The organism is Arthrobacter sp. 05L44 (assembly GCF_056397605.1).
Genome location: NZ_JBFTNS010000005.1, coordinates 182,304 through 207,998, shown reverse-complemented (window position 1 = coordinate 207,998; position 25,695 = coordinate 182,304). Strand labels below are relative to the sequence as shown.

Genomic DNA, 25,695 nt, shown 5'->3' with positions numbered 1-25,695 from the left:
CTGTGGGAGCTGTTGGGAACCTTTTATGTTCCTGTGAATGTTGGTGCGCATTTCCCGCACCGGCCCCTTGCACAGGGCCGCCGGGTGGCTAGGCTCAGGTCATGCTGATCGTCACATCCAACGAGATCCCCGGCCACCGGATCGACGCCGTCTTCGGCGAAGTTATGGGCCTGACCGTCCGGTCGCGGGACGTCGGCGCTCAGGTGGTCGCGGGCCTCCGGTCCCTGGCCGGCGGTGAATTGCGCGAGCTGACGCAGGTGCTCTACGAGAGCCGGCAGGAGGTCATGGCCCGAATGACCGCCGAGGCCGCCCAGCGGGGCGCCAATGCCATTGTGGCCATGCGGTTCGATACCGCGCATATGGCCAACAACTGGACGGAGATCTGCGCCTACGGGACGGCGGTCTTCGCGATTCCGCTGCGCGAGGGCGAGCCCGGCGCCACGGGCCAGTCCATCCAGCTCAGCAGCTGACGATTTCCGGGGCGTATCCCGTCGCCACAAAGTTGCACGGAGTGCAAACATGCACATAGTGTAAGCGCATGCCTACTCCTCCCCTCGCGGGCCCGCCGGGCACAGCCGCACCGCCGTCGCGCCGTGAACTGAACAAGACCGCCACCCGGCAGGCCATCACGGACGCCGCGCACGGCCTGCTCCGCGACAAAGGTCCCGGCAATTTTACGGTGGAGGACATCGCCGAGACCGCCGGGATCTCCCGTCGGACGTTCTTCAACTACTTCAGCAGCACCGAGGGTGCCATCGCCTCGGTCACGCAGGGGTTCCTGGACACCGCGCTGCAGCAGTTCCGGCTCCGCCCCTCCACCGAGCCCATCCTGGAATCGGCCCGGGCGGCCCTGGTTGCCCTGGCCGACCCCATGACCGTGGCCCCGCTGGCCGAGCTCTACAGCCTCAGCCAGTCCAACCCGCAGCTGAACCGGTCCGAGCTCGAAGCGTGGGACCACTGCGCGGCCGAGATCATCGACGCCGCCAGGGAACGCTTCACCCCGGGCACCGGCGTCGAGGTCGACGAACTGTACCTGCGCGCACTGGCCGGCTCCGTCATCTACTGCGGCAAGGCCGCCATGGACGTCTGGTTCGACCGCTGCGGGGGCTCCCTGTCCGCGGAGTCGCTGTCCACGCTTCGCCAGCTCCTTATCGACTCCATGAGCCTGCTGGGCTCCGGATTCGCCATCCCGGCGGCCCCCGCGGCCTCCAGCCCCGCCCCTTCCCAAGATCGGTCCTGACATGGCTCTGTTGCTCTACCGCCTCGGCAAGTTCTCCTACCGCCACCGCTGGCTGGTCATCTCCCTCTGGCTCGCCGTTATGGTGGCCGTCGGCGGAGCCGCGGCGGCCTTCCACGGCACCCTGTCCAACAACTTCCAGATCCCGGGCACCGAGACCCAGCAGATGGCGGACAAGCTCAAGAAGGAACTCCCGTCCTCCTCCGGCGGATCCGCGAGCATCGTCTTCGAAGCCAATGACGCGCAGTTCTCCCAGGCCGGCAAGGAGGCCGTCTCGGCGGCCCTGGCCAAGCTGAAGACCCTCCCCGACGTGCAGGGCACCGTGGACCCCTTCACTACCCAGGCCCAGCTGGACAAGGCTTCCACCGACCTCACCGCGGGCCAGCAGAAAGCCGCTGCCGGCAAGACCCAGCTGGACAAGGCCGCCGCCGAGCTCGCCGCCGGCAAGGCCCAGCTGGCCGACGCCGAGAAGCAGATGGCCGCCGCGGGCCTGCCGCCCGCTGCCATCGAGGCCCAACTCGGGCAGCAGAAGGCAGCCCTCGCCGCTGGCCAGGCAAAGCTCGACGCCGGGAAGAAGGAACTAGCGTCCGGTGACGCCAAACTGGCCCTGGGCAAACGCCAGCTGGACGCCTCCAAGGGCCTGCGGTTTGTCTCCGAGGACGGCAAGGCCGCGATCGCGCAGGTCCAGTTCAAGACCTCGATCAACGGGCTCAAGCCGGAGGTGCGCCAGAACGTCCAAGACATCGTCAAGGAAGTATCCGCCGCCAACGTGACCGCGCTGCCCAGCAAGGAAATCAGCGAGGACATCTCCGAGATCTTCGGCACCGCGGAGATCATCGGCATCGCCGTGGCGGCCCTGGTCCTGATCGTGATGCTCGGCACCCTGATCGCCGCAGGCCTGCCCCTGCTGATGGCGATCGTCGGTGTAGCCGTCGGCGTCGGCGGCACATTCGCGCTCAGCGGCGCCTTCGACATGAGCTCGATCTCCCCCATGCTGGCCCTGATGCTCGGCCTCGCAGTGGGCATCGACTACTCCCTCTTCATCGTCAACCGGCACCGCGGCCAGCTGCTCGCCGGCATGGACACCGAGGAATCCGTGGCCCTGGCCACCGGCACCTCCGGAAACGCCGTGCTCTTCGCCGGCCTCACGGTGATCATCGCCCTCTCCGCCCTGGTGGTGCCGGGGCTGCCGTTCCTGGCCGTGATGGGCCTGTCCGCCGCCGCCACGGTGGCTGTCGCCGTCGTCGTTGCCCTGACCCTGACGCCGGCCGTCCTGTCGCTGGTGGGCCGCCGGCTGGTTTCCAAGCGCGCCTGGGCGAAGGCTGACCGGCACAACGCCGCGCCGGGCCACGACACCGAGGACCGGGCCCGGGACGAATACCGCAGCAGCCACGGCTGGGGCGGCGTGGTCACGCGGCACCCGTGGTTGTCGCTGCTGGCCGGGGTGCTGCTGCTGGGAGTGGTGGCGCTGCCCGCGAGCCAGCTGCGCCTGGCCCTTCCCGACGCCAGCTCCGAGCCGGTGGCCTCGCAGGCGTTCAAGGCCTATGACGTCACCAAGCGCAGCTTCGGCGAGGGCATGACCGGCCCGATCATCGTGGTGGGCGACTTCCCCGCAGGGCTGACCGCCGCCGAAGCACAAAGCAAACAGCTCGACGTCGCGGACATCCTGCGCGCCACGGACAACGTGGCGGCCGCCATCCCGCTGGCCCTCAGCGAGGACCGCCGGACCGCGGTGTTCCAGGTCCTGCCCACCGAAGGCCCGGCCAGCGCCAGCACCGTGAAGGTGGTCTCCGAGCTGCGCGCCGAGAAGGGCCAGATCAAGGACAGCACCGGCGTCAGCATCGGCCTGACCGGCCAGACCGCCGGCAACGTGGATGTCTCCACCAAACTCGGTGACGCGCTCCCGCCGTACCTGGCGATCGTCGTCGGGCTGTCCCTGATCCTGCTGCTGTTGGTGTTCCGATCCATCGTGGTGCCGCTGCTGGCCACCGGCGGCTTCCTGCTCTCGCTCGCGGCGGCGTTCGGCGGCGTTGTGGCGGTGTACCAGTGGGGCTGGCTGGGCTCCGTGTTCGGCGTCGAGAACCCCGGCGCGGTACTGAGCTTCCTGCCCATCATCCTTATCGGTGTGCTGTTCGGCCTGGCCATGGACTACCAGGTCTTCATCGCCTCCGGCATGCGGGAGTCCTACATGCACGGCGAAACGGCCAAACACGCGGTCCGCACCGGGTTCAGCCACGCCTCGGCCGTGGTCACCGCGGCCGCGATCATTATGGTCAGCGTGTTCTCCGGCTTCATATTCTCGCACCTGAACATGGTGCGGCCGCTGGGCTTCGCGATGGCCTTCGGTGTGCTGGTGGACGCCTTCGTGGTGCGCATGACCATCGTCCCGGCCGTGATGTACCTGCTGGGCAGCAAGGCCTGGTGGCTGCCGAAGTGGCTGGACCGCATCCTGCCGGACGTCGACGTCGAAGGCGCCAAGCTGCGCAAGCCCGCGTCCGCCGCGGAGACTGACGCCGGTGACGCCGAGCCAGCGGCGGCCGCGGCCCGGTAACGGTAGGCGCCCGGGGCCGTTTGGTCCGACCTGGCCGCCCGTCGATCATTGCGATCGGCGGGCGGCTTTGTTGGTGGGCGGGCGAACCGGTTGTTGGCTGGATGTACCCTCAAGCCGCAGCCCGATTCGCCACGCGAGCCTGCAGCAGGGTTTTTGCCCGTCGGTGGCGAGCGCGGCGGCGTTTGCTGATCGGGTCCGCTTCCGGGTCGGGGTCCGATTCCGGATTTCGAACTTCCGCCACGGCACTCCCCCGAATAAACCTGCTAGGTGGTCCGGTCCCCGGCAGCGGGGCTGCTGTGGAGCGGTAGCTGTGGCCGGTGGGGGTGGTGAGCTGGATGGTGTGCCGCCCGGGTCCGGGGCGTTGCTGTGCGGTCCAGCCGGGGGTTTCTTTGGTTTGGTTGCAGGCTTCGCAGAGCCCGGCGCCGTTGGCTGCTGTGGTTTCTCCGCCGCGGTACCAGGGGACGATGTGGTCCAGGTGCCGGATGGGCGCGTCGCAGTAAGGCGTGCGGCAGGTGCTGTCGCGGGTTTCGATGAAACGGCGCAGCCCGGCGGGGAACAGTCGGGCCCGCGAGTCCATGCTGATGAGTTCGCCGGTGCCTGGAGCGGTGTAGAGCCTCCGAACCCAAGTTCCGAACTCGGGGTTTTCACCCTTACTCGCCAGGAGTTTTCTGGCCCATCCGGCAGGGACGATGCCGTAGCCGGGGAGGCGGGCGGGCACATTGCCTCCGGTCAGGAGGGTCCGGTCGGTCATGACGAGTTGGACTTCGATGCCGGTGATCCCTCCCGGGGTGCCGGTAACCCGTTCGACCAGGGTGTCGGCCATTACCTGGCCGCGGGTTCGTGGGTCTCCGGTGGCGCGGGCGCTGTCGGCGTGCCGGCTGAGGGCGGCGTAGGCGGCGACTCCGGCTGCGACGGGGAGCAGGGCCGTGAGGTAGCACATGGTGTCCGGGGCCGGGCGGAGACTGACGCTGCGTTCGGTGTCGGCGTGGGCGGCGCGTTGGGTGACGGAGCGGGGGTCGTGGCGGTAGGCGGCGGATTTGGCTGCGGAGACGATGGCGTGGTCGCCGGCGCCGTCGAACGTGCCGGTGTCGGCGGCGAGTTCTTCGTCGACAGCGGCCCGGTCGGTTGCGTCCAGGCAGGCGGTTTCGCGGACTAGGAGCGTGGCCCGCCACTCGTTCAACTGCCCCGACTCCAAAGCGGCGAGGGTGTGCGGCATCTCGGTTACGAGCGCCCGGGCCAGGCCCAGCAACCTCGAGCCTTTGGCGGGGGATTCGCGCCGCGCGAGGGCGACTTCGGCCCCGACCCCGGCACCGAGTTTGTCCGCCGACATCCCGGCGTCGGCTTGTTCCCGCCGCCGCGCAAGATCCAGCTCCACGGCCAGGCAGGCCTGTCTGGCTGAGATCGCGGACTTGCGATCTTCCAAAGCCCGGAGCTCGTCAATGATCGCCGCCGCGTCTCCCACCACCTGGCCCGAAGCGACAGAATCCCCGAAAAGCTTCCGATCGCCTTCCATGACTCAATTCAATCGGAGGGGTCTGACAATATAAGGCCGCGCCCTATAGAGTCGCGCTCCTGCCATTCGGCCGAGATCCGTCGAGCTCTGCCGCCGACGGCTGCTACCTATCCCGCCACACTGTCACCCCAAGGCACTACGCTGGTGCCGTGACCCGCCTCATCCTTGCCTCCCAGTCCCCCGCCCGCACCAAGCTGCTTGCCAACGCCGGCATCGCCCACGAAGTCCTGGTTTCCGATGTTGACGAGGACGCCGTGCAGGCCCGGTACGGCGTGACCGACCCGCATGACACGGCCCTGTTGCTGGCCCGCGCCAAGGCCGAGGCCGTCGCCTCGCTCCCGGAGGCGCACGGCGCACTGGTGCTCGGCTGCGACTCTGTCTTCGAGTTCGACGGCGAGGCCCACGGCAAGCCCTACACCGCCGACGTCGCCAAGGAGCGGATGCTCCGGATGAGCGGCGGCATGGGGGTGCTGCACACCGGCCACTGGCTGGTGGACTGCCGCGACACCGACGCCGACATCAGCCCCGGCTCCGGAGCGACCCTCGGTGCCGTCTCCTCCGCCGAGGTCCACTTCATGGAGATGAGCGAGGCGGAGATCGACACCTACATCGCCACCGGCGAACCGCTCCAGTGCGCCGGTTCCTTCACCATCGACGGCTACGGCGGGGCCTTCATCCGCAAGGTCGACGGCGACCCGCACGCCGTCGTCGGGCTCTCCGTCTCCACCCTCCGCGGCCTCCTCGGCCAGGCCAAGGTGGGCGTCACGGAGCTCTGGACCGGCGGCGCAGCCAGCCCCGCCGACATCCGCGCCGAGTGAGCCATTTCGCACCACCTTGTAGGAAACCCACAAAGGATCAGCCGTTTACGCGCGGAATCCGCAAGTAATATCGGCGGAACCCACAAAACCGCGCTAGGCTCCCTGAAGGAAAGAAGGAGACGCCTTGTCAGCTAATTCGGAGCAGTCCGCAACGCCAGTGCCCGCCGCCACCACGCCGGGAACCCACCGCCTGAGCAAGGTGCTGATCGCCAACCGCGGTGAAATTGCCGTGCGCATCATCCGCGCCGCCCGCGACGAAGGCATCGGCTCCGTGGCCGTGTACGCGGACCCTGACCGCGACGCGCTGCACGTCAAACTCGCCGACGAGGCCTACGCCCTGGGCGGCAACACCGCCGCGGAGTCCTACCTGGTGATGGACAAGCTGATCGAGGTGGCCCGGCGCTCCGGCGCCGATGCCATCCACCCTGGCTACGGTTTCCTCGCCGAAAACGCAGAATTCGCCGCCAAGGTGATCGCCGCGGGCATCACCTGGATCGGCCCCTCCCCCGAGGCGATCTCCGCCCTCGGCGACAAGGTCCAGGCCCGCCACATCGCCGAAAAGGTGGGCGCGCCGCAGGTCCCCGGCACCGCCGACCCGGTCGAATCCGCCGAGGAAATCCTCGAGTTCGTGGACAAGTTCGGCCTGCCCGTGGCCATCAAGGCGGCTTTCGGCGGCGGCGGACGCGGCATCAAGGTGGCTCGGACCCGGGAGGAAATCCCCGAGCTCTTCGAATCCGCCGTCCGCGAAGCCACGGCCGCGTTCGGCCGCGGCGAATGCTTCATCGAACGCTTCCTGGACGCCCCGCGACACGTGGAAACCCAGTGCCTCGCCGATGCCCACGGCAACGTGGTGGTCGTGTCCACCCGCGACTGCTCCCTGCAGCGCCGCAACCAGAAGCTGGTCGAGGAAGCCCCGGCCCCGTTCCTCACCGCCGAGCAGAACCAGCGGCTCTACGAATCCTCCAAGGCCATCCTGAAGGAAGCCGGCTACCTCGGCGCCGGCACCTGCGAATTCCTCGTGGGCCAGGACGGCACCATCTCCTTCCTTGAGGTCAACACCCGGCTCCAGGTGGAGCACTGCGTATCCGAGGAAGTCACCGGAATCGACCTGGTCCGCGAACAGTTCCGGCTGGCGCGCGGCGAGGAACTTGGCTACGGCGACCCCGAGGTCCGCGGCCACTCGATCGAGTTCCGCATCACCGGCGAGGACCCGGGCAGGAACTTCATGCCCGCCCCCGGCACCATCACCAAGCTGTTGAACCCCACCGGCCCGGGCGTACGGATCGACTCCGGCGTGGAGCAGGGCGACGTGATCAGCGGCAACTTCGACTCCATGCTCTCCAAGCTGGTCATCACCGGCGCCACCCGCGCCCAGGCCCTGCAGCGCTCCCGGCGCGCGCTTGAGGAGATGGTGGTCGAGGGTATCCCCACCGTCATCCCGTTCGACCTCGCCGTGGTCAGCAACCCCGATTTCGCCCCCGCCGAAGGGCCGTTCAAGGTCCACACCCGCTGGATCGAAACCGCTTTCGTCAACGACATCCCGGCATGGACGCCGACCGGCTCCGCCGAGGAGGCGGCCGACGCCGGCGAACGCCAGCGCGTCGTCGTCGAGGTCGGCGGCAAGCGCCTAGAAGTGGTGCTGCCGGCCTCGCTGGGCACCATCAGCGGCGGCAGCAAGCCAGCCAAGGCCAAGAAGCGCTCCCGCAGCGCCGGCACGGCTGCACCGGCCGGCGGCAACGCCCTGACCTCGCCGATGCAGGGCACCATCGTGAAGGTGGCCGTCACCGAAGGCGACCGTGTGTCCGAGGGTGACCTCGTGGTGGTGCTGGAAGCCATGAAGATGGAGCAGCCGCTCACCGCGCACCGCGCCGGCATCGTCATCGGGCTTTCCGCGTCCGCCGGGGAAACGGTGTCCGCGGGCGCTGTCATCGCCATGATCGAGGACGGCGAAACGGCCGAATAGGTCCGGCGCCGGTGGCGGGGGCAGACTTAGCTACGTGAAGCCATTCCTGCTCCTCGCCTCCCGCGCCGAGGACGCCGCCGCCGACGACGAATACCTCGCCTACCTGCGCTACACCGGCCTGGACAAGGCCGATCTGCACAGGATCCGGATGGAGGCGGCCCCGCTCCCCCGCCTGGACCTTGATAAGTACTCCGGCGTGATCGTCGGCGGCAGCCCCTTCACTTCCAGCGACCCCGCGGACGGGAAAAGCGCCGTCCAGCACCGGGTGGAGCGGGAACTAGCTGCTCTTCTGGACCGGATTGTGGCTGAGGACTTTCCCTTCCTGGGCGCCTGCTACGGCGTCGGCACCCTGGGCCTGCACCAGGGCGCTGTGATTGACCGGACATACGGCGAGGGGCTGGGCGGCGTCACCATCAGCCTGACGCAGGAGGGCCGGCAGGACCCGCTCCTGCGCGGCCTGCCGGAACAGTTCACGGCCTTCGTCGGCCACAAGGAAGCGTGCACCGTGCTGCCGCCCGGCGCCGTGCTGCTGGCAGGCTCCGCGGCGTGCCCTGTGCAGATGTTCCGGATCCGCGCCAACCTCTACGCCACCCAGTTCCACCCCGAACTCGACGCCGAGGGCCTGATCACCCGGATCGACATCTACCGGCACGCCGGCTACTTCCCGCGCGACTCGGCCGAGGACCTGATGGACGACGCCCGGCAGTTCAGCGCGACGGAGCCGATGAAGATCCTGCACAACTTCGCGGAGCGGTACGCCCGCTAGGGCCTTCGTGGAGCGGTACGCGCGCTAGGTAGTTAGTCCGGCGTGCCGGGCGCGCCGCCGTCGTACACCCGCACTGGTGTCCCGGCCCGTATCCCCGCGCCTGCCGCGACACGCAAATGCCCGGCGTGTTCAGCGAACACACCGGGCATTTTTCGCCAGCCAAGGCCGGAGCGTCAGGCTACGTTGTTCTCGTAGTCCAGGTCGCGGGTTTCCTTGCTTACGAACAGGGCGACCAGGGTCAGGACGGCCATAACGGTGAGGTAGACGCCCACCAGCACCGAACTGCCCTTGGCAGCTTCCCAGAGCCAGACGGCGATGAACGGTGCCACCGCAGCGCCCAGGATGCTGGAGAAGTTGTAGCTGATGGCCGAACCCGTGTAGCGGACGTTGGTCGGGAACAGTTCCGGCAGCAGCGCACCCATCGGTCCGAACGTCAGGCCCATCAGCGAGAAGCCGATGATCAGCAGGGCCATGGTGCCCACGAAGCCGCCGCTGAAGAGCGGAACGAACAGCAGGCCGAAGACGAAGATGCCGGCGGTGACCGCGATCAGCATCTTGCGTCGGCCGTACTTTTCAGCCAGCGGACCGGAGACGAGGGTGAAGATGCCGAAGAAGACGACGCCGGCAATCAGCATCCAGAGGAAGTCGTTGCGGGTGAACCCCAGGCCCGGGACGAAGGCGGCGGCTGCCGCATCGGTCATCGGCTTGCCGGCCTTCTCCGCGGCGGCCTTAGCGGCATCCAGGCTGGATGCGCGGGTGCCGTAGGTCAGGGTGAACGTGGTCATCAGGTAGAAGAGCACGTAGGTGGCCAGCATGATGAAGGTGCCCAGGATCAGCTGGCGCCAGCTGCTCTTGAAGACCCGGCCCAGGGGCAGCTTGGCGACCTCGTTGGACTCGATGACCTTGGTGAAGGCCGGGGTTTCGATCAGCTTCAGGCGGACGTACAGGCCGATGATGACCATCACGGCGCTGACCAGGAACGGCACACGCCAGCCCCAGGACTCGAAGGCCGCAGGGGTCAGTGTGTAGCTGAAGACCAGGAAGATCACGTTGGCGATGATGAAGCCGATGGGGGCGCCCAGCTGCGGGAACGTGCCGTAGATGGCGCGCTTGTTGGCCGGGGCGTTCTCGGTGGCGAGCAGGGCTGCGCCGCTCCATTCACCGCCGAGGGCCAGGCCCTGGGCGAAGCGCATGACCACCAGCAGGGCCGGGGCCCAGAAGGACCAGCCAGGGACGGTCGCCGTCGGAAGGCAGCCGATCAGGAAGGTGGCGATGCCCATGGTGAGCAGGGACGCCACGAGGGTGCCCTTGCGGCCGAACTTGTCACCAAAGTGGCCGAACACGATCGAGCCGAGCGGGCGGGCGATGAACGCGACGCCGAAGACGGCGAAGGAGCTCAGGAGCTGGGTGGTTTCGTTCTGGCCCGGGAAGAAGAGCTTCGGGAAGACCAGCACGGCGGCCGTGGCGTAGACGTAGAAGTCGTAGAACTCAACGGTGGTGCCGATCAGGCTGGCGACGATCACGCGGCCGCGCGAGTTCACCTTCTTGGCAGGCGCCTGCTCCGTCGAAGTGGCAGTGGATGACATGTAGTGACGCTTTCATCGAGACCGGCTGGCGACCGCACAGGCTGCGCGGGGACGTCCGGCAAGGGAGTGGATATATGTCTGATAATAGTTCCCCCCGTCCAGTCAATGGACAAATGTTCCACTATTTGGACGCGGCGTGTCGTCCCGCGTCATGGACACCCCGACGGCGGCCTGCACTAACGCCTCACACCGTCACAAAAGCGCCGATAGCCAAACGTCACAGCACGTTAACAAAGCGCGAGCGTCCCGGAAACGCGGCCTCCCTAGTTTGGAGGGACACCTGAAGGAGGTCCCCGTGACTGTTGACCGCATTGCAGACGCCGCTACCGGTGTTTCCCCGAACCACAACGCCGGCCCCGACGGCGGCTCCGTACGCACCGCAGCCGGCGCCCCCGCACTGGAGTTCCGCCCGGGCCGCTGGATCGCCAACTGGGACGCCGAGAACAAAGCCCAGTGGGAGTCCGTGGGCCGCGGCATCGCACGCCGGAACCTGAACTGGTCCATCTTCGCCGAGTTCCTGGGCTTCGTGGTCTGGCAGCTCTGGTCCATTGTGGTGGTGCAGCTTCCCGCGGCCGGGTTCCGGTTCTCCACCAACGAGATCTTCTGGCTGATCTCCATGCCCAGCCTGGTGGGCGCCACCCTCCGGATCCCCTACACATTTATGGTCCCGCGCTTCGGCGGCCGGAACTGGACCATCGTCTCGGCCATGCTGCTGCTGGTCCCCTCGACCGGGCTGGCGCTGTGCGTCGCGAACCCCGGCACACCGTTCGGCGTGATGTTGCTGGTGGCCGCCCTGGCCGGGTTCGGCGGCGGCAACTTTGCCAGCTCGATGGCAAACATCACGTTCTTCTATCCGGCCCGCGAAAAAGGCTGGGCGCTGGGACTGAACGCCGCAGGCGGAAACCTGGGCGCCGCCGTCGCACAGCTCGCCGTGCCCGTGGCCATCACGGTCCTGGCCGCCGGGGCCGTGAACCTGCCGGTGGCCGGGCTGATGTGGATCCCGCTGATCCTGCTCGCCGCGTTCGGTGCATGGAAGTACATGGACAACCTGACCAGCGCCAAGGGTGACGTCGCGGGCTCACTGGCGGCGGTCAAGGAACCGCACCTGTGGGTCATGGCGCTGCTTTACATCGGCACCTTCGGTTCCTTCATTGGCTTCGCCGGAGTGTTCCCGAAGCTCATCAAGGACTACTTCCCGGCGTTCTCCACCTTCGGCGTCGGGACCGTGGCCCTGTCCCTGGCTTTCCTCGGCCCGCTGGTGGGATCGCTGGCCCGGCCCTACGGCGGCCGGATGGCGGACCGGCTCGGCGGGGCCCGGATGACCGTGACCGCGTTTGCGGCGATGGCGGTGATCACCCTGACCATGGTCTGGACCCTGCCGCTGGGCAACTTCTGGCTCTTCCTCGTCCTGTTCCTGGCCCTGTTCACCGCCAGCGGCTTCGGCAACGGCGCCACCTACCGGATGATCCCGGTGATCTTCGCCCTCCACAGCCGCGCCGCCCTGTCCGGGGCCAGCACGGTGGCCACACAGCGGCTGGCATCGTCGGCGCTGGGCCTGATCTCCGCGATCGGCGCCTACGGCGGATTTGTGATCCCGCAGGTCCTGAACGCCTCCAACACGGCCAGCGGATCCTACACACCGGCGTTCTACGGCTTCGTCGCCGCCTACGTGGTGATGCTGGCCGTCTGCTGGGCCTGCTACCTGCGCCCGGCCACCCGCCACGGGAAGGACCACGTCTAAATGGCCGACGGCGCCGCGACCCACTGCCCGTACTGCGCGCTCCAGTGCGCCATGACGCTGACCGTTCCGGCCGGAGCCGCCGGGGCTCTAACCCCCGGCGCGCCGGCGGACGCCCCGCCGTCGGACGCTCCACTGGAGGTCGCCGGACGGGACTTCCCCACCAACCGCGGCGGCCTCTGCCGCAAGGGCTGGACGTCGGCGTCGTTGCTGGGCCACGCCGGGCGCGTCACGGAGCCCCTCCTCAAGGGCCCCGACGGCGTGCACCGCCCGGTCAGCTGGGACGCGGCGCTGGAGCTCATCACGGCGGCCGTCACCCGCACCCGCGCCACGTACGGTCCGGACGCCGTCGGGGTGTTTGGCGGCGGCGGACTCACCAACGAGAAGGCGTACCAGCTGGGCAAGTTCGCCCGGCTGGCGCTCGGAACCTCCAGGATCGACTACAACGGCAGGTTCTGCATGTCCTCGGCGGCCGCGGCGGGGATGCGCGCCTTTGGCTTGGACCGGGGCCTGCCGTTCCCGCTGACGGACCTCGATACCGCCAGCACCATCCTGCTGCTGGGCTCGAACGTCGCCGAAACCATGCCGCCGTTCGTCCAGCACCTGCAGGGTGCCCGCGACGCCGGCGGCCTGATCGTCGTCGACCCCCGCCGGTCCGCGACCGCGGCCTTTACGGCCGACGGCGGCGGACTGCACCTGCAGCCGCTGCCGGGCACCGACCTCGCCCTGCTGCTGGGCCTCGCCCACGTGGTCATTCACGAGGGCCTCGCGGATGAGCTCTACGTCGCGTACCGGACCACCGGCTACGCGGCCCTGGCCCGCAGCGTCGCCCCGTTCTGGCCCGAGCGGGTGCAGACCCTGACCGGGATTCCGGCCGGGCTGCTGCGCGACACCGCCCGGCGGCTGGCCGACGGCGCGCGGCGGGGCGGCAGCTACATCCTCACCGGCCGCGGCGTGGAGCAGCACGTGGACGGCACGGACACCGCCACGGCCGCCATCAACCTTGCCCTGCTGCTGGGCCTGCCGGGCTCGGCGCGCAGCGGCTACGGCACCCTCACCGGGCAGGGCAACGGCCAGGGCGGCCGGGAGCACGGCCAGAAGGCGGACCAGCTTCCCGGCTACCGCAAAATCACCGACCCCGCTGTCCGCGCCCACGTGGCCGCAGTCTGGGGGGTGCCGGAGTCCGCCATTCCCGGCCCAGGACTCCCGGCCGTCCAGCTCCTGGCCTCGCTGGGACAGCCTGACGGCGTCCGCTGCCTCTTCGTGCACGGCGCCAACGTTGCGGTCTCCGCCCCGGACGCGAACGCGGTGATCGCAGGTCTGCGCAGTCTGGACTTCCTGGTGGTCTGCGACTTCTTCCTTTCCGAGACGGCCGCCGAGGCGAACCTGGTCCTGCCGGTGACCCAGTGGGCCGAGGAGGAAGGGACCCTGACCAACCTCGAGGGCCGGGTGCTGCGCCGCCGCCGGGCCATCGCTCCCCCGCCGGGCGTCCGCAGCGAGCTCTGGATCATGACCCGCGTCGCAGCGCTCCTGGAGGCGCCCTCAACGTTCAGCGAGGACCCGGAGACGGTGTTCGAGGAGCTCCGGCTCGCCTCGGCCGGCGGGCTGGCCGACTACTCCGGGATGGACTACGCCATGCTGGACCGCGGCGAGGAAGCCTACTGGCCCTATCCGGCCGGCAGTACGGGGACCCCCCGTCTCTTCCGGGACTCGTTCGCGCATCCGGACGGCCGGGCCGTGTTCACTCCGGTGGCGCCCCGCCGTCGCCCGTCATCTGCCGCGGAGTCAGGCACGTCGGGAGCGGCCGGGACGCCCATGACCCTGATCACCGGGCGGCTCCTGGAGCATTACCAGTCCGGCGCCCAGACCCGCCGCGTCCCGGCCCTGGCCGCCGCGCAGCCCGAGGCCCGGCTGCAGATCCATCCCGCCGCCGCCGCGGCCCAGGGCATCGCCGAGGGCGACGTCGTCGCCATAACCAATGGCCGCGGCGAAGTGCTCTGCCGGGCGGAACTGAGCACCACGATCCGGCCCGAAACGGTGTTCCTTCCCTTCCACTTCCCGGAGCTTGGAAGCGCCAACCGGCTCACCGAGGCGGCCACTGATCCCGTCTCCGGAATGCCTGAGTTCAAGACCAGCAACGTATGGGTACGGGCGGCCGCGGCTGGACTGCGCGCCGACGTGCCGCAGATGGAAGGTGCCCTGTGACGGAACGGATTGTGGTGGTGGGCTTCGGCCCGGTCGCGGCACGGCTGATCGACGAGCTGCTGCCGGCAGTGCGGGACGGATCCGTGGAACTGACTGTGGTCGGAGAGGAAACGGCGCCGGCCTACAACCGTGTCCTTGTGGCCGACCTCGGGGTGGGCCGGACCACGGCCGGCGCCCTGGCCCTCGCGGACGCGGCGGCCCTGGTTGCCGACGGTGTGGACGTCCGGCTCGGCGTCCGGGTCCGCCGGGTGGACCGGGCCCGGCAGCGGGTCGTGCTGAGCGATGGCACCTCCCCCGGGTACGAGCGCCTGGTTTTCGCCACCGGTTCCCGCCCCGTGATTCCCAATCTCACCGGGCTGAACCCGGACCCGACAGCCCCGGTGCTCCCCGCTGGCGTCACGGCGCTGCGGGACCTGGCCGACGCGGCAGCGCTGCAGGCCGCGGTGGCCGGCGGCAAGCGCGTGGTGGTGCTCGGCGGCGGAGTGCTCGGCCTGGAAACAGCGCTGGCCGCGGCCGAGGAGGGCGCCACCGTCACCGTGGTGCACAACGGCCCGCACCCCCTGGGCCGCAACATCGACCGCGGCGGCGGGGCCGTCCTTGCGGCGTCCCTGCGGAACTGCGGGGTGCGGGTGGCCGGCAACGCGCGCTCGGTTGCGGTGGAGACCGGGCCCGACGGCGGGTTCTCGGCGCTGCTGCTGGCCGACGGTTCCGCGATCGACGGCGACCTGCTGGTGCTCTCCTGCGGTGTCCGGCCGCGGACCGAACTCGCAGTCGGCTGCGGCCTGTCCACCGCTGCCGGCATCCTGGTGGACCACCGGCTGCGGGCGCACCACGAGCCGCACATCTTCGCGATCGGCGACTGCGCCGAAGTCCGCTGCCCCGACCCCGACTGCCTCCCCTGCCGGACCGCCCGGGGCCCGTCCGGCCTGGTGGGACCGGGCTGGCGGCAGGCCGAATGGCTCGCCGGGTACCTTACTGCCCTGGCCTCCGGCGCCACCGCCGAGGCGGAAACCCTGGCGCCGCTGCCGGCCGAAAGGCCGGGGGTGGTGCTCCTGAAAGCCCGCGGGCTGACCATGGCGGTGGCCGGCGACGTCGCCGCCGAGCCGTGGGACGAGGACGCTTTGACGGCCGGCGCCGTGACCGGCCGGCCCCGGCTGCAGGTAGCCCAGTGGTCCGATCCCGAGCACGGCCGGTACGTCAAGATGACCACCCGCGCCGGGGTGCTGGAGGGCCTGGTGGCAGTGGGCATGCCGCGCACTGCGGCCGAGCTGGTGCAGTTGTTCGAACGCGGAGCGGAACTCCCCGCGGACCGGTCGCTGTTGCTGCGCCTGGACGGGCCGGACCAGGAAACGGCTGCCACGGCCGACCCGGAACGGACCGTGTGCCGGTGCGCCGGGGTGAGCGGCGCGGCCATTGCCGGCGCGGTGACCGGCGGGTGTGGGACGGTGGCCGAGGTCTCCGCGTCCACCCGCGCCGGGACCGGCTGCGGCGGCTGCCATGGGGACATCAAGGGGATTATCGAGAAGCACTTCCAGGGCGCACCCGCCTAGGCGGGCGAACTCGCCTAGGAAGGGCCCGGGCGGAAGTGGTGCCGGCTAGAACGGGTTCAGCAGCCGGTCCACGAACTGCCGGGTGCGTTCCTCGCGCGGGTCGCGGAGCACCGTGTCCGGGTGGCCGCGTTCCACCACAACGCCGCCGTCCATAAAGATGACCTCGTCGGCCACCTCACGGGCGAACGCGAGCTCATGGGTGACCACCACCATGGTCCAGCCCTCGTCCGCGAGTTCCTTGATGACCGTCAGGACGTCGCCCACGAGCTCCGGGTCCAGCGCCGACGTCGGCTCGTCAAAAAGCAGAAGCTGCGGCCGGAGGGCCAGTGCGCGGACGATGCCGACGCGCTGCTGCTGGCCGCCGGAGAGTTCAAAGGGGTAGCTCTTTTCCTTGTCGGCGAGCCCCACCCGGGCCAGCAGCTCGCGCGCCTCCTGGGCGGCCTCGGCTTTGGGCCGCTTCTGCACCTGGACCGGGCCCTCGATGACGTTCTCCAGGACGGTTTTGTGCGGGAACAGGTTGTAGTGCTGGAACACCATCGCGCTGCGGTCCCGCATGGCCGCCAGCTGCTTCTTGGACACGGCCGCGGAAAAGTCCACGGTGAGGTCACCGGTAAACGCGACCACGCCGCCGTCGGGCACTTCGAGTCCGTTCAGGCACCGTAGGACCGTCGTCTTGCCCGAGCCCGAGGGCCCGATCAGGGTGACCACCTCGCCCCGGCGCACGGTGACGTCGATGGATTTGAGGACCTCGTGGTCGCCGAAGGCCTTGCGGAGTCCGCGGACTGAAAGCAGCGGCGCGGAGTCCGGGAGACCGGCGTCGGGCTGGCCGGATTCAGTGGGCGACATAGCGGTCCAATCTCTTCTCGAGGACGGACTGTCCGCCGGCGAGGACCAGGCAGATGATCCAGTAAATGACGGCCGCTTCCAGGTACAACAGCATAAATTCCTGGCTGAAGGCGGCCACCTGCTGGGCCTGGCGGAACAGCTCGGTTACCAGGATCAGCGATGCCAGGGAGGTGTCCTTGACCAGGCTGATGAACGTGTTGGACAGGGGCGGGACCGAGACCCGCGCGGCCTGCGGGAGGATGATCCGGATCAACGACTGGCGCCGGGACATGCCGATGGTGTGCCCGGCCTCCCACTGGCCCTTCGGGACAGACAGGATGGCGGCCCGGATGACCTCGGCCGCGTAACCGCCCACGTTCAGGGAGAAGGCGATGATCGCGCTGGGCCACGGGTTGATGGTGACCCCGATGGACGGCAGCCCGTAGAAAATCACGAACAGCTGCACCAGCAGTGGCGTCCCGCGGATCACCGAGATGTAGACCCGGGCGATCGCGGACAGGACCGGGTTCCGGCTGAGCCGCATCAGGGCGACCATGAGGGCCAACAGCAGCCCCAACGCGAAGGAGGACAGCGCCACGGGGATGGTGCCGGTGATGGCGCCGGAGAGGATGGGGCCCAGGGAGCCCCAGACGAGGTCCCAGTTCACCGTCATGGCGTTGCGCTGCGTTCTTCGGCGGTCTCCATCGGGTTACTTGGAGATGTCGGCGTCGAAGTACTTCTGCGAGATCTTCTTGAGGGTGCCGTCGGCCTGGAGTTCGGTGAGGGCCTTGTCGACGGCGGCGGACAGGCTGGTTGATCCCTTGCGGAAGGCGAAGGCGCTGAGCGACTTGTCGGTGGTTTCGGCGGCGATCTTGATGCTGTCGTCGTGTGCCGTCTTCTGCTGGTCAAGGTAGGTGAGCTTGTCGTTGATGGTGGCGTCCACCCGGCCCTGCTTCAGCAGCGTGATCGCCTGGGCCCAGCCCTCGACGGACTGCACGTTGGCACCGCTCTTCTGGGCCAGCTTGTACCAGTTGCTGGTCAGCGACTGCGCCGTGGTCTTGCCCTTGAGGCTGTCGAACGAGGTGATGTCGGAGTTGTCGGACTTCGTGACGATCACACCCGTGCTCACGGTGTACGGGGTGGAGAATTCGTACTTCGCCTTGCGCTCATCAGTGATGGACACCTGGTTGGCGACGACGTCGAACCGCTTGGCTTCGAGGCCGGCGAAGATGGCGTCGAACTGGGTCTCCTGGAACGACGGCTTCACGCCGAGCTTGCCGGCGACGGCGGTGATGACCTCGACGTCGTAGCCGGTCAGTTCGCCATTGCCGTTGGCGTGGAAAGAGAACGGCTTGTAGGTGCCCTCGGTGCCGACGCGGAGAACGCCGGCGCTCTTGACGTCGCTCAGGGAGGTGTCCGGACCGCCGGCCGGCGCCGAGCTGGCGGGGGTGGTGGACGCCGACCCGCACCCGGCCAGGGCCAGTCCTGCAGCTGCAATCAGGCCGATGACGGAAAGTCGTGTGCGCTTCATGATGGTCCTTCGTCCAGGCGCCCTTACCGGCTCGCCAGCTTAGCCGCAGGGCGGCATTCCTACCTGCGACGATAGCAAGTTCGCCCGTCGATGGAAGACCCTGAATGACGGCATGTGACGCGCGGGCGTGAGACGGAGTTGACGGGGGCCGGGATTCCCGCGTTACCCGCGCGAACGCCCTCCGTCGGGAGGACCTGCTGGCCGATGCCCCGCCGGAGTGAGGGTGCTGGCAACCACGGCGAGGGCGATCTTGGGGCTTTGCAAAGCGCCCAACTCGGCTAGGCCGAAACCCTGTCAAGCACATCTCAAGTAGATGCTCCAGGCCGAGGTCTGACGTCGTAAGTAGCTCGTGCGTGTCGGGTCAAAGGGCACCATCTCCCTCTAATACATTCAATGTATGTATCCGATGGATGGCAGCGCCCCTGACAACTTCTCCGGAGTCGACTATGCGGCTCTCGTGAGCGCCGCTCAGATATACGACGAGCGGAAGCTTGAGGGCCAAGTGGCCAAGGTCGTTGAGGACTTCTTTGAGTCGCGTGGGGTGCCAACCCGCCGCTGCCTCATTGGCGGTTTGGGCGCCGCCGCGGGCGGCCCATGGATGGATGTGTACCTGTGGGTTCAAGAAAATTGGGAAGCCTTGCAGAAGATCGCGTCCGCTGCGATTGGCTTCGCCCTAGGAGTCACCGCCAAGTGGAGGGCGGTCAGGAAGAAGCTCGACAACAAAGTTCTCGACCGACACGTACCTACGGTCGTTCTTGAACTCGGCGCTCGCACGAAAGGCACGGGCCCAGGTTTGGATGGGGAGGCCTCGCGATCCTTCAACAGCCTCTTGAGGCTGGTGCCTGCTCTTGACGAGTCCCTTCGCACTCAGTTTCCCAGCCAGAAGTTCTCCGTGCGCGTTCTTGGCGCTTCGGAGCAGAACGCGGGTCGTGACGCGCTTTTCAAAGCCGGGGGCATAACCGACTCGGACGTTGCTAGGGTTCTGCGCTACTTCGGGAAAATAGAGCGCCAGCCCGATACGGGCACCGTCCTGCTCTATCGACAGTTTGGTTTCATTACTCGGCTGCGGCGTGCGCGAGGCCTCTCCGAGAGCACGAGTCTCATGATGGGAACCAATCCTTGATGGGCCAAGAATCCTTGCACATCCCGGCTCATTATCGGGCTCACTAAAGGAGGTAGTAGGCTCTGCTGGAATCTGACCGAAGGCAGTCGAGCCTGTTCGGCAGGCTGATTAGGCAGGTATTTGGGGATGCTTCGAAGGGCCGACAATGTCACCTACTCGCTGGAGCGAGTCAACTTCCTGACCGGGCGGGGGCGGGCCGTGCTTGCAATTGGTAGGAGCGTCTATGAACTAGGCAAGTGGACCCGTGAAGAATTTGCCGAGCGTCTAGACTTCCAACGGAGACGCCCGCTGAGGATCACCACCATAGGCGGTAGACGCTATTGGATGTTCGCGAACCGGATGTACTGGGAAAATGACGGGCTTACTGCTGACGAAGTACACGCCCTGGCGGTAACTCGACAGCAGCGTTCCAGGCAAACTATCGACCGGGCCCAAGCCACTGTCGCCATGGGGGCCACGCCACGGAGTTCCTCAGTTCGGCGGGCTATTCCCGATGATCTGAAGCAGTACATCTGGACTCGCGATGAGGGTCGATGCCGGTCCTGCGGATCAACAACCGAGCTGCAGTACGACCACATCATTCCGCTCAAGATGGGCGGGAGTAGTAACGCTGAGAATCTCCAGGTACTTTGTGGGCCATGCAACCGTTCAAAGTCTGCTGGGCTTACTACCCGTCGGTGACAGGGACGCCCAGGAGGCGACGCCCTTCAAAGGACAATGTACTCGGCGATCCGGGCGGTCTGGCCCTCCACCGTTCCGTACGGAATGTATACGTTGGCCATGCCCCACTGTCTTCGCGGCCCATGGCGGGGTGCTAGGGCCGAATGTCACGGCCCCGGGCCGCACCGCAACTACATGTGGACGTGCAGGCGCCGGGCGGCCTCGGAGATGGAGCCGCTCAGTGACGGGTACACGGTGAAGGTGCTGGCGACGTCGTCGACGTGCAGCTTCTGCGTGACGGCCAGCGAGATCGCGAAGATCAATTCGGAGGCGTTCGGGCCCACCACAACGCCGCCGATCACTGTTCCGGAGCCCTTCCGGGCGAAGATCTTGATGAAGCCGTCCTTGTGGTTGCGCATCTTGGCGCGGGCGTTGCTCTTCAGCGACAGCTTGACCACGGTGCCCTGGTACTTGCCGGAATCGATCTCGGCTTCAGAGACACCCACGTTGGCGATTTCGGGCGAGGTGAAGATGTTCGACGCCACCTGGTGCAGCTTCAGCGGGGTGACACTGTCGCCCAGGAAGTGCGCGATCGCGATCCGTCCCTGCATGGCCGCGACCGAAGCCAGGGCCAGCACGCCCGTGCAGTCGCCGGCAGCGTAGATGTTCGGGGCTGTGGTGCGGGAGACGCCGTCGACCTTGATATGGCCGCTCTCGGTCAGCGCCACGCCGGCTTCCTCGAGGCCGATGCCCGCGGTGTTCGGGATGGAACCGACGGCAACCAGGCAGTGACTGCCGGTGACCTTGGAGCCGTCGCCGAGGGTGACCACAACGCCGTCGTCCGTGCGCTCCACGGTCTCGGCGCGGGCCCGGGACAGCACCTTCACGCCGCGGCGTTCGAAAACGCCCTCGAGGACCTCGGCGGCGTCCGTGTCCGAGCCGGGCAGCACCCGGTCACGGGAGGAAATCAGGGTGACTTTGGAGCCCAGGCCGTTGTAGGCGGAGGCGAACTCGGCGCCGGTAACGCCGGAGCCCACCACGATCAGTTCCTCGGGAAGCTCGTCCAGGTTGTAGATCTGCGCCCAGTTCAGGATGCGCTCACCGTCGGGGCGGGCCGTGGGCAGCTCGCGCGGGTGGGCGCCGACGGCGAGGAGGACGGCGTCGGCTTCGATCGTCTCGGTACCGTCGGCGGTGAGGACCTCGATGGTGTGGCTGTCCAGCATCCGGCCGGAGCCCAGCAGGATGCGCACACCCTGGCCCTCCAGGCCCTTCTGGATGTCGGAGGACTGCTGCCGGGCCAGGCCGAGGAGGCGGTCGTTGATGTGTTTCAGGTCCGCCCGCATCGTCGGGGTGCAGTCTCCGCCGTCGAGGTCGAACTTGACGCCCAGCTCCCCTGCCTCGCCAACGCGGGTCATGAGGTCCGCCGTCGCGATCAGGGTTTTGGAGGGCACAACGTCGGTCAGCACGGCGGATCCGCCGAGTCCCGCGCGCTCAATGATGGTGACCTGCGCTCCCAGGGAGGCGGCAACGCTGGCGGCTTCATAGCCGCCAGGACCTCCGCCGAGAATTGCGATACGGGGTGCGTTGAAATCGGGATGCGTAGTCACAATCATCCATTCTCCATCATCCGAACCGGCGCCACCAATAAAGGTGCTGGGCAGCGCGGGACCGGCACGGTAGCTTGTACCAGTGAGTAATACAGAATTCCTGAACACGGACCCCTTCGACGCCGCCCGCGCGGCCGCGGACTACATTGCCTCGGAGACCGGCGTTGACAGCCACGACGTAGCACTGGTGCTCGGCTCGGGCTGGGGCGACGCCGCCGAACTGATCGGCGAGACCACCGCCACCCTGTCCGCGGACGAGGTCCCCGGCTTCTCCTCCCCCTCCGTAGTGGGCCACGTGGGCACCATCCGCTCGGTGCTGACCCGCGAAGGCAAGCGCGCCCTCGTCCTGGGCGCCCGCACGCACTACTACGAGGGCAAGGGGGTCCGCGCGGTGGTGCACGGCGTGCGCACCGCAGCGGCTGCCGGCTGCAAGACCCTGGTCCTGACCAACGGCTGCGGCGGCCTGAATGAGGACTGGGCGCCCGGCACCCCCGTGCTGATCAGCGACCACATCAACCTCACCGCCACGTCACCGCTCGAGGGCGCCACGTTCGTGGACCTCACCGACCTCTACTCCTCGCGGATACGCGGACTGGCCCGCGAGGTGGACCCCAGCCTGGACGAGGGCATCTACGCCCAGTTCACCGGCCCGCACTACGAAACCCCCGCCGAGGTGCAGTACGCCAAGCGGATCGGGGCCTCGCTGGTGGGTATGTCCACCGCCCTTGAAGCCATCGCGGGCCGCCACGCCGGTATGGAGGTCTTCGGCATCTCCCTGGTGACCAACCTCGCGGCCGGCATCAGCCCGGTGCCGCTGAGCCACGCGGAGGTCCTCGAGGCCGGCCAGGCCGCCGGCCCGCGGATCTCCAAGCTGCTCGCGGAGATCATCGCCAAGCTCTAGGACACGTCAGCCGGGGGCTGCCGTTCGGGGGCTCCTAATCAGGGGCCCCTGTTCGGGGGCTCCTGTCCGGCGGTTCCTGTCCGGGGGTCAGCCGGCGGCGAGGTGCCGCACAGCCTTGTCCCGGTCCCCGGGCAGCCGGCGGTCCATGGAATCGGCGATCCCGGCGATGGTCTGCCGGGCCAGGGCCTGCCGCCACGCCAGCTCCGCCTGCCGCATGGTCTGCGAGATCAGGCACGTCCGCATAAAATTCTCCTGCCTGTCTGCTTCCGGCGCATCACCCAGGATCGCCTCACAGCGGAACGCCGGCTCCTGGCCCTCGAGCGCCAGGACCACATCCAGCACCGTGATGTTCTCGGGTCTGCGCGCCAGGTGGAATCCGCCGCGCGGGCCGGAGACCGAGGTCAGGATCCCGGCGCGCACCAGGGCCTGGAGCTGCTTGTTCAGATACGCTGCAGGAAGTTTGTAGTAGGCGGCCAGCCGGGCGCTGTTCACGGCCTCCCCGGGCGGAGTCCAGGACATGTTGACGCACGAGTGCACGGCCCATTCCACCCCACGGCCCATTTTCATATTCCAGACGTTACGTGTCCGGAAAATTGGGTGTCAATGACCCGAACCCCCGCCGCCGAACTCCTGCGCGGATCCTTCGCCGGCCCTGCGCCGCGCCGCCCGGGAATCGCTCCGGCGGGGCCAGTGTGATGGAACTGTGAGGCGGGACCGCGCTTGTCGGCGCGCGCCCGCCCCGGGTTTGGCGCTAGTTTGGTACCCATGACGTCTTCCGATGCCGCATTGACCCAACTCCTCAGCGACGCCCGGGCCTGGGCTGCCCAGGATCCGGATCCCGCCACCGCGGCCGCCCTGGCCGAGCTGGTCCGCCTCGCCGACGAGGGGACGGCCGGGGCCCGGCAGGAACTTGCGGACAGCTTCAGCGGCACGCTCCAGTTCGGCACCGCCGGCCTGCGCGCGGCCCTCGGACCGGGACCGAACCGGATGAACCGCGTGGTGGTGCGCCGCGCCGCCGCCGGGCTCGCCGCCTTCCTGGCCGACGCCGTCGCGAAAGCCGCCCCCGGAACCACACCACGCGCCGTCGTCGGCTACGACGCCCGCTACAACTCGGACATCTTCGCCGAGGAAACCGCCGCGATCTTCACGGCCGCCGGGATCGACACGTTCCTGATGCCCGCGGCACTGCCCACTCCCCTGCTCGCCTACGCGGTCCGCGCCCTGGACTGCGACGGCGGCGTTATGGTCACGGCCAGCCACAACCCGCCGCAGGACAACGGCTACAAGGTCTACCTCGGCCGGCACGCCGTGGAGGAAAGCGGACGCGGCGCCCAGATCGTGGCGCCCTACGACGCCCTGATCGCCGCCCGCATCGACGCCGTCGGTGAACTGGACTCGATCACCCTCGCCGGGCAGGGCTGGACGGTCCTCGACCCGTCCATCGCCGACGACTACCAGGCCGCCGTCGCCGCCCTGGCCCTCCCGGAGCCGTTCCCGGCCCGCGACCTCAAAATTGTCCTGACCCCCATGCACGGGGTGGGGGGCGAAACCGCGGTCGCCGTGCTTAATGCCGCCGGCTTCGCCGATGTCACGCTGGTCGCCGAGCAGGCAGACCCGGACCCCGACTTCCCCACCGTCAACTTCCCCAACCCGGAGGAACCGGGCGCCCTGGACCTGGCGCTGGAAACGGCCGGCCGGGTGGACGCCGACATTGTCATCGCCAATGACCCCGACGCCGACCGTGCGGCCGTCGCCGCCAAGGACCCCGACACCGGGACCTGGCGGATGCTCCGCGGCGACGAGGTGGGCGCCCTGCTCGGCGCGCACGTTGTGGCCCGCCTGGCCGCGTCCGGCGAGGGCACCGTGGAGGGCGTCTTCGCCAACTCGATCGTCTCCTCGCGGCTGCTGGCCCAGGTTGCCGGTGCCGCCGGCTACGCCCACGAGGAGACCCTCACCGGGTTCAAGTGGATTGCCCGCGTGCCGGGGCTGCTCTACGGCTACGAGGAAGCGCTGGGTTACTGCGTGGCGCCCTCATTGGTGCGGGACAAGGACGGCATTTCGGCCGCCGTCCTCATCGCCGAACTCGCCGCAGCCGCGAAGGCCGAGGGCAAGACCATCTTCGACACCCTGGACGAGCTCTACCTGGTGCACGGCCTGCACGCGAGCGACCAGCTCAGCATCCGGGTCGCCGACCTGGGCCTGCTGGACGCCATGATGAACCGGCTGCGCGTGAGCCCGCCGGAATCGTTCGGCGGATCCGCCGTCGAGACCGCCGCGGACCTGGCCGAGGGCAGCGAACAGCTGCCGCCCACCGACGGACTGCTCTACCTGACCAGGGACCGCACCCGCGTCATCATCCGCCCGAGCGGCACCGAACCCAAACTCAAGTGCTACCTCGAGGTGATCCGCAGCGTCGGTTCCGCCGCGGAGCTGCCGGAGGCCCGGCTCGAGGCCCGGGCCGCCCTGGACGGGGTCCTGGCCGACGTCCGCGAGGCGCTGGGGCTCTAGAGCTCCACCTCGACGTACCCGTCCGCGATCCGGGCGGGAAACGTGCCAAGCCGCAGTTCCGGGTTGCCGAGGCACTCCCCCGTCGCGAGGTCGTAAACCTCCTTATGCAGCGGTGAGGCCAGCGTCGGGCGGGCGCCGCGGGACCCGGTGATTCCGCGGGCCATCACGTGCGCACCGGTGGCCGGGTCGGCCTGCTCGACGGCGAAAACCTCACCGGCGGCGGTGCGGATCAGGGCCACTTGGCGTCCGGCGATCAGCGCCGCCTCACCCCAGCCGGGCTCGAGGTCCTCGACGGAACAAACGCGGTGCCAGGCCGTCCCGCCGTCGCCCGCGATGCGCTCCACAAAACTGCGGGCAGCGCTTTCCAGTACGGCTGTCATCTGATGCCCCTCTCAAAGGTCCCGGCCACGGCTGCGGCCATGCCTCCACGCTAGGACCGCGGTGTTTCAACGGCGTGCGGCCAATGTGTCCGGCCGGTAAAAGAGACCTCACGCCGCCGGAAATGTATCCGTGATGCAGAAGTTAAGATGACGAAACAAAAGGGAAACTGACGCGAAACTGCGGCTCCCTAGGCTGAACGGACCAGCTGATGGACCCGCTGAACTCACCTGCA

Annotated in this window: 21 protein-coding genes; 13 read left to right on the top strand and 8 right to left on the bottom strand. The window is 68.5% G+C overall.

Annotated elements, in window-relative coordinates; genetic code table 11:
* Positions 1–101 precede the first annotated feature (101 nt).
* The 3 genes from AC1DHY_RS12320 (at position 102) to AC1DHY_RS12310 (ending at position 3,788) form a co-directional block, all read left to right on the top strand.
* Positions 102–470: a YbjQ family protein gene (locus AC1DHY_RS12320; protein WP_476880492.1), complete on the top strand. Its 369-nt coding sequence runs from the start codon at positions 102–104 to the stop codon at positions 468–470.
* A 68-nt stretch (positions 471–538) separates the two neighbouring features.
* Positions 539–1,240 (top strand): TetR/AcrR family transcriptional regulator, encoded by a 702-nt coding sequence (locus tag AC1DHY_RS12315; RefSeq protein ID WP_476880493.1) that lies wholly within the window; start codon positions 539–541, stop codon positions 1,238–1,240.
* 1 nt (position 1,241) lies between these two features.
* Complete coding sequence (locus AC1DHY_RS12310; protein WP_476903696.1) at positions 1,242–3,788, top strand: MMPL family transporter; 2,547 nt, start codon at positions 1,242–1,244, stop codon at positions 3,786–3,788.
* A 109-nt stretch (positions 3,789–3,897) separates the two neighbouring features.
* Here AC1DHY_RS12310 and AC1DHY_RS12305 read toward each other — a convergent pair whose 3' ends face one another.
* The gene (locus AC1DHY_RS12305; protein WP_476880348.1) at positions 3,898–5,301 is read right to left on the bottom strand and encodes an HNH endonuclease; all 1,404 of its coding nucleotides are present in this window, start codon (positions 5,299–5,301) and stop codon (positions 3,898–3,900) included.
* A 149-nt stretch (positions 5,302–5,450) separates the two neighbouring features.
* Here AC1DHY_RS12305 and AC1DHY_RS12300 point away from each other — a divergent pair, with 149 nt between their 5' ends.
* The 3 genes from AC1DHY_RS12300 (at position 5,451) to AC1DHY_RS12290 (ending at position 8,848) form a co-directional block, all read left to right on the top strand.
* Positions 5,451–6,119, top strand: coding sequence for a Maf family protein (locus AC1DHY_RS12300; protein ID WP_476903695.1), 669 nt, complete (start codon positions 5,451–5,453; stop codon positions 6,117–6,119).
* Positions 6,120–6,243: 124 nt separating this feature from the next.
* Positions 6,244–8,082: an acetyl/propionyl/methylcrotonyl-CoA carboxylase subunit alpha gene (locus AC1DHY_RS12295; protein WP_476903694.1), complete on the top strand. Its 1,839-nt coding sequence runs from the start codon at positions 6,244–6,246 to the stop codon at positions 8,080–8,082.
* A gap of 34 nt (positions 8,083–8,116) precedes the next feature.
* Entirely contained in the window at positions 8,117–8,848 is a 732-nt protein-coding gene (locus AC1DHY_RS12290; RefSeq protein ID WP_476903693.1) for a glutamine amidotransferase, read from the top strand.
* Positions 8,849–9,021: 173 nt separating this feature from the next.
* Here AC1DHY_RS12290 and AC1DHY_RS12285 read toward each other — a convergent pair whose 3' ends face one another.
* Positions 9,022–10,434 (bottom strand): MFS transporter, encoded by a 1,413-nt coding sequence (locus AC1DHY_RS12285; RefSeq protein WP_476903692.1) that lies wholly within the window; start codon positions 10,432–10,434, stop codon positions 9,022–9,024.
* Between the two features lie 295 nt (positions 10,435–10,729).
* On the opposite strand from AC1DHY_RS12285, the gene AC1DHY_RS12280 reads away from it, so the two are divergent.
* From AC1DHY_RS12280 to AC1DHY_RS12270, 3 genes are read left to right on the top strand one after another with little or no spacing between them, the layout of a single operon-like run.
* On the top strand, positions 10,730–12,175 hold the full coding sequence (locus AC1DHY_RS12280) for an MFS transporter (protein ID WP_476878833.1): 1,446 nt from the start codon (positions 10,730–10,732) through the stop codon (positions 12,173–12,175).
* Positions 12,176–14,377, top strand: coding sequence for a molybdopterin oxidoreductase family protein (locus AC1DHY_RS12275; protein ID WP_476903691.1), 2,202 nt, complete (start codon positions 12,176–12,178; stop codon positions 14,375–14,377).
* Entirely contained in the window at positions 14,374–15,927 is a 1,554-nt protein-coding gene (locus tag AC1DHY_RS12270) for an FAD-dependent oxidoreductase (protein ID WP_476903690.1), read from the top strand. The genes AC1DHY_RS12275 and AC1DHY_RS12270 overlap by 4 nt, the downstream gene beginning before the upstream one ends.
* A gap of 45 nt (positions 15,928–15,972) precedes the next feature.
* Here AC1DHY_RS12270 and AC1DHY_RS12265 read toward each other — a convergent pair whose 3' ends face one another.
* The 3 genes from AC1DHY_RS12265 to AC1DHY_RS12255 are packed head-to-tail and all read right to left on the bottom strand — an operon-like array spanning position 15,973 to position 18,283.
* Entirely contained in the window at positions 15,973–16,773 is an 801-nt protein-coding gene (locus AC1DHY_RS12265; protein WP_476903689.1) for an amino acid ABC transporter ATP-binding protein, read from the bottom strand.
* Positions 16,760–17,425, bottom strand: coding sequence for an amino acid ABC transporter permease (locus AC1DHY_RS12260; RefSeq protein WP_476878837.1), 666 nt, complete (start codon positions 17,423–17,425; stop codon positions 16,760–16,762). The genes AC1DHY_RS12265 and AC1DHY_RS12260 overlap by 14 nt, the downstream gene beginning before the upstream one ends.
* Before the next feature lie 36 nt (positions 17,426–17,461).
* Positions 17,462–18,283 carry an amino acid ABC transporter substrate-binding protein gene (locus tag AC1DHY_RS12255; protein ID WP_476878838.1) on the bottom strand — a complete coding sequence of 274 codons (822 nt, stop codon included), beginning with the start codon at positions 18,281–18,283 and terminating at the stop codon, positions 17,462–17,464.
* Positions 18,284–18,680: 397 nt separating this feature from the next.
* Here AC1DHY_RS12255 and AC1DHY_RS12250 point away from each other — a divergent pair, with 397 nt between their 5' ends.
* Positions 18,681–19,406 carry a hypothetical protein gene (locus AC1DHY_RS12250; protein WP_476878839.1) on the top strand — a complete coding sequence of 242 codons (726 nt, stop codon included), beginning with the start codon at positions 18,681–18,683 and terminating at the stop codon, positions 19,404–19,406.
* 126 nt (positions 19,407–19,532) lie between these two features.
* Entirely contained in the window at positions 19,533–20,087 is a 555-nt protein-coding gene (locus AC1DHY_RS12245; RefSeq protein WP_476903688.1) for an HNH endonuclease, read from the top strand.
* 170 nt (positions 20,088–20,257) lie between these two features.
* Here the strand turns inward: AC1DHY_RS12245 and AC1DHY_RS12240 are convergent, their stop codons facing one another.
* Positions 20,258–21,673, bottom strand: coding sequence for an NAD(P)H-quinone dehydrogenase (locus tag AC1DHY_RS12240; protein WP_476878840.1), 1,416 nt, complete (start codon positions 21,671–21,673; stop codon positions 20,258–20,260).
* A gap of 82 nt (positions 21,674–21,755) precedes the next feature.
* Between AC1DHY_RS12240 and AC1DHY_RS12235 the strand changes: the two genes are divergently transcribed.
* Positions 21,756–22,574 (top strand): purine-nucleoside phosphorylase, encoded by an 819-nt coding sequence (locus AC1DHY_RS12235; protein ID WP_476878841.1) that lies wholly within the window; start codon positions 21,756–21,758, stop codon positions 22,572–22,574.
* Between the two features lie 87 nt (positions 22,575–22,661).
* Here the strand turns inward: AC1DHY_RS12235 and AC1DHY_RS12230 are convergent, their stop codons facing one another.
* Positions 22,662–23,135, bottom strand: a complete 474-nt coding sequence (locus AC1DHY_RS12230; RefSeq protein WP_476878842.1) for an RrF2 family transcriptional regulator — start codon at positions 23,133–23,135, stop codon at positions 22,662–22,664.
* A 204-nt stretch (positions 23,136–23,339) separates the two neighbouring features.
* Here AC1DHY_RS12230 and AC1DHY_RS12225 point away from each other — a divergent pair, with 204 nt between their 5' ends.
* The gene (locus AC1DHY_RS12225; protein WP_476903687.1) at positions 23,340–25,082 is read left to right on the top strand and encodes a phospho-sugar mutase; all 1,743 of its coding nucleotides are present in this window, start codon (positions 23,340–23,342) and stop codon (positions 25,080–25,082) included.
* On the opposite strand, the gene nirD is transcribed toward AC1DHY_RS12225, so the two are convergent.
* Positions 25,079–25,462 (bottom strand): nitrite reductase small subunit NirD, encoded by a 384-nt coding sequence (gene nirD, locus AC1DHY_RS12220; RefSeq protein ID WP_476878843.1) that lies wholly within the window; start codon positions 25,460–25,462, stop codon positions 25,079–25,081. The two genes, AC1DHY_RS12225 and nirD, sit on opposite strands and share 4 nt — an antisense overlap.
* Between the last annotated feature and the right edge of the window lie 233 nt (positions 25,463–25,695).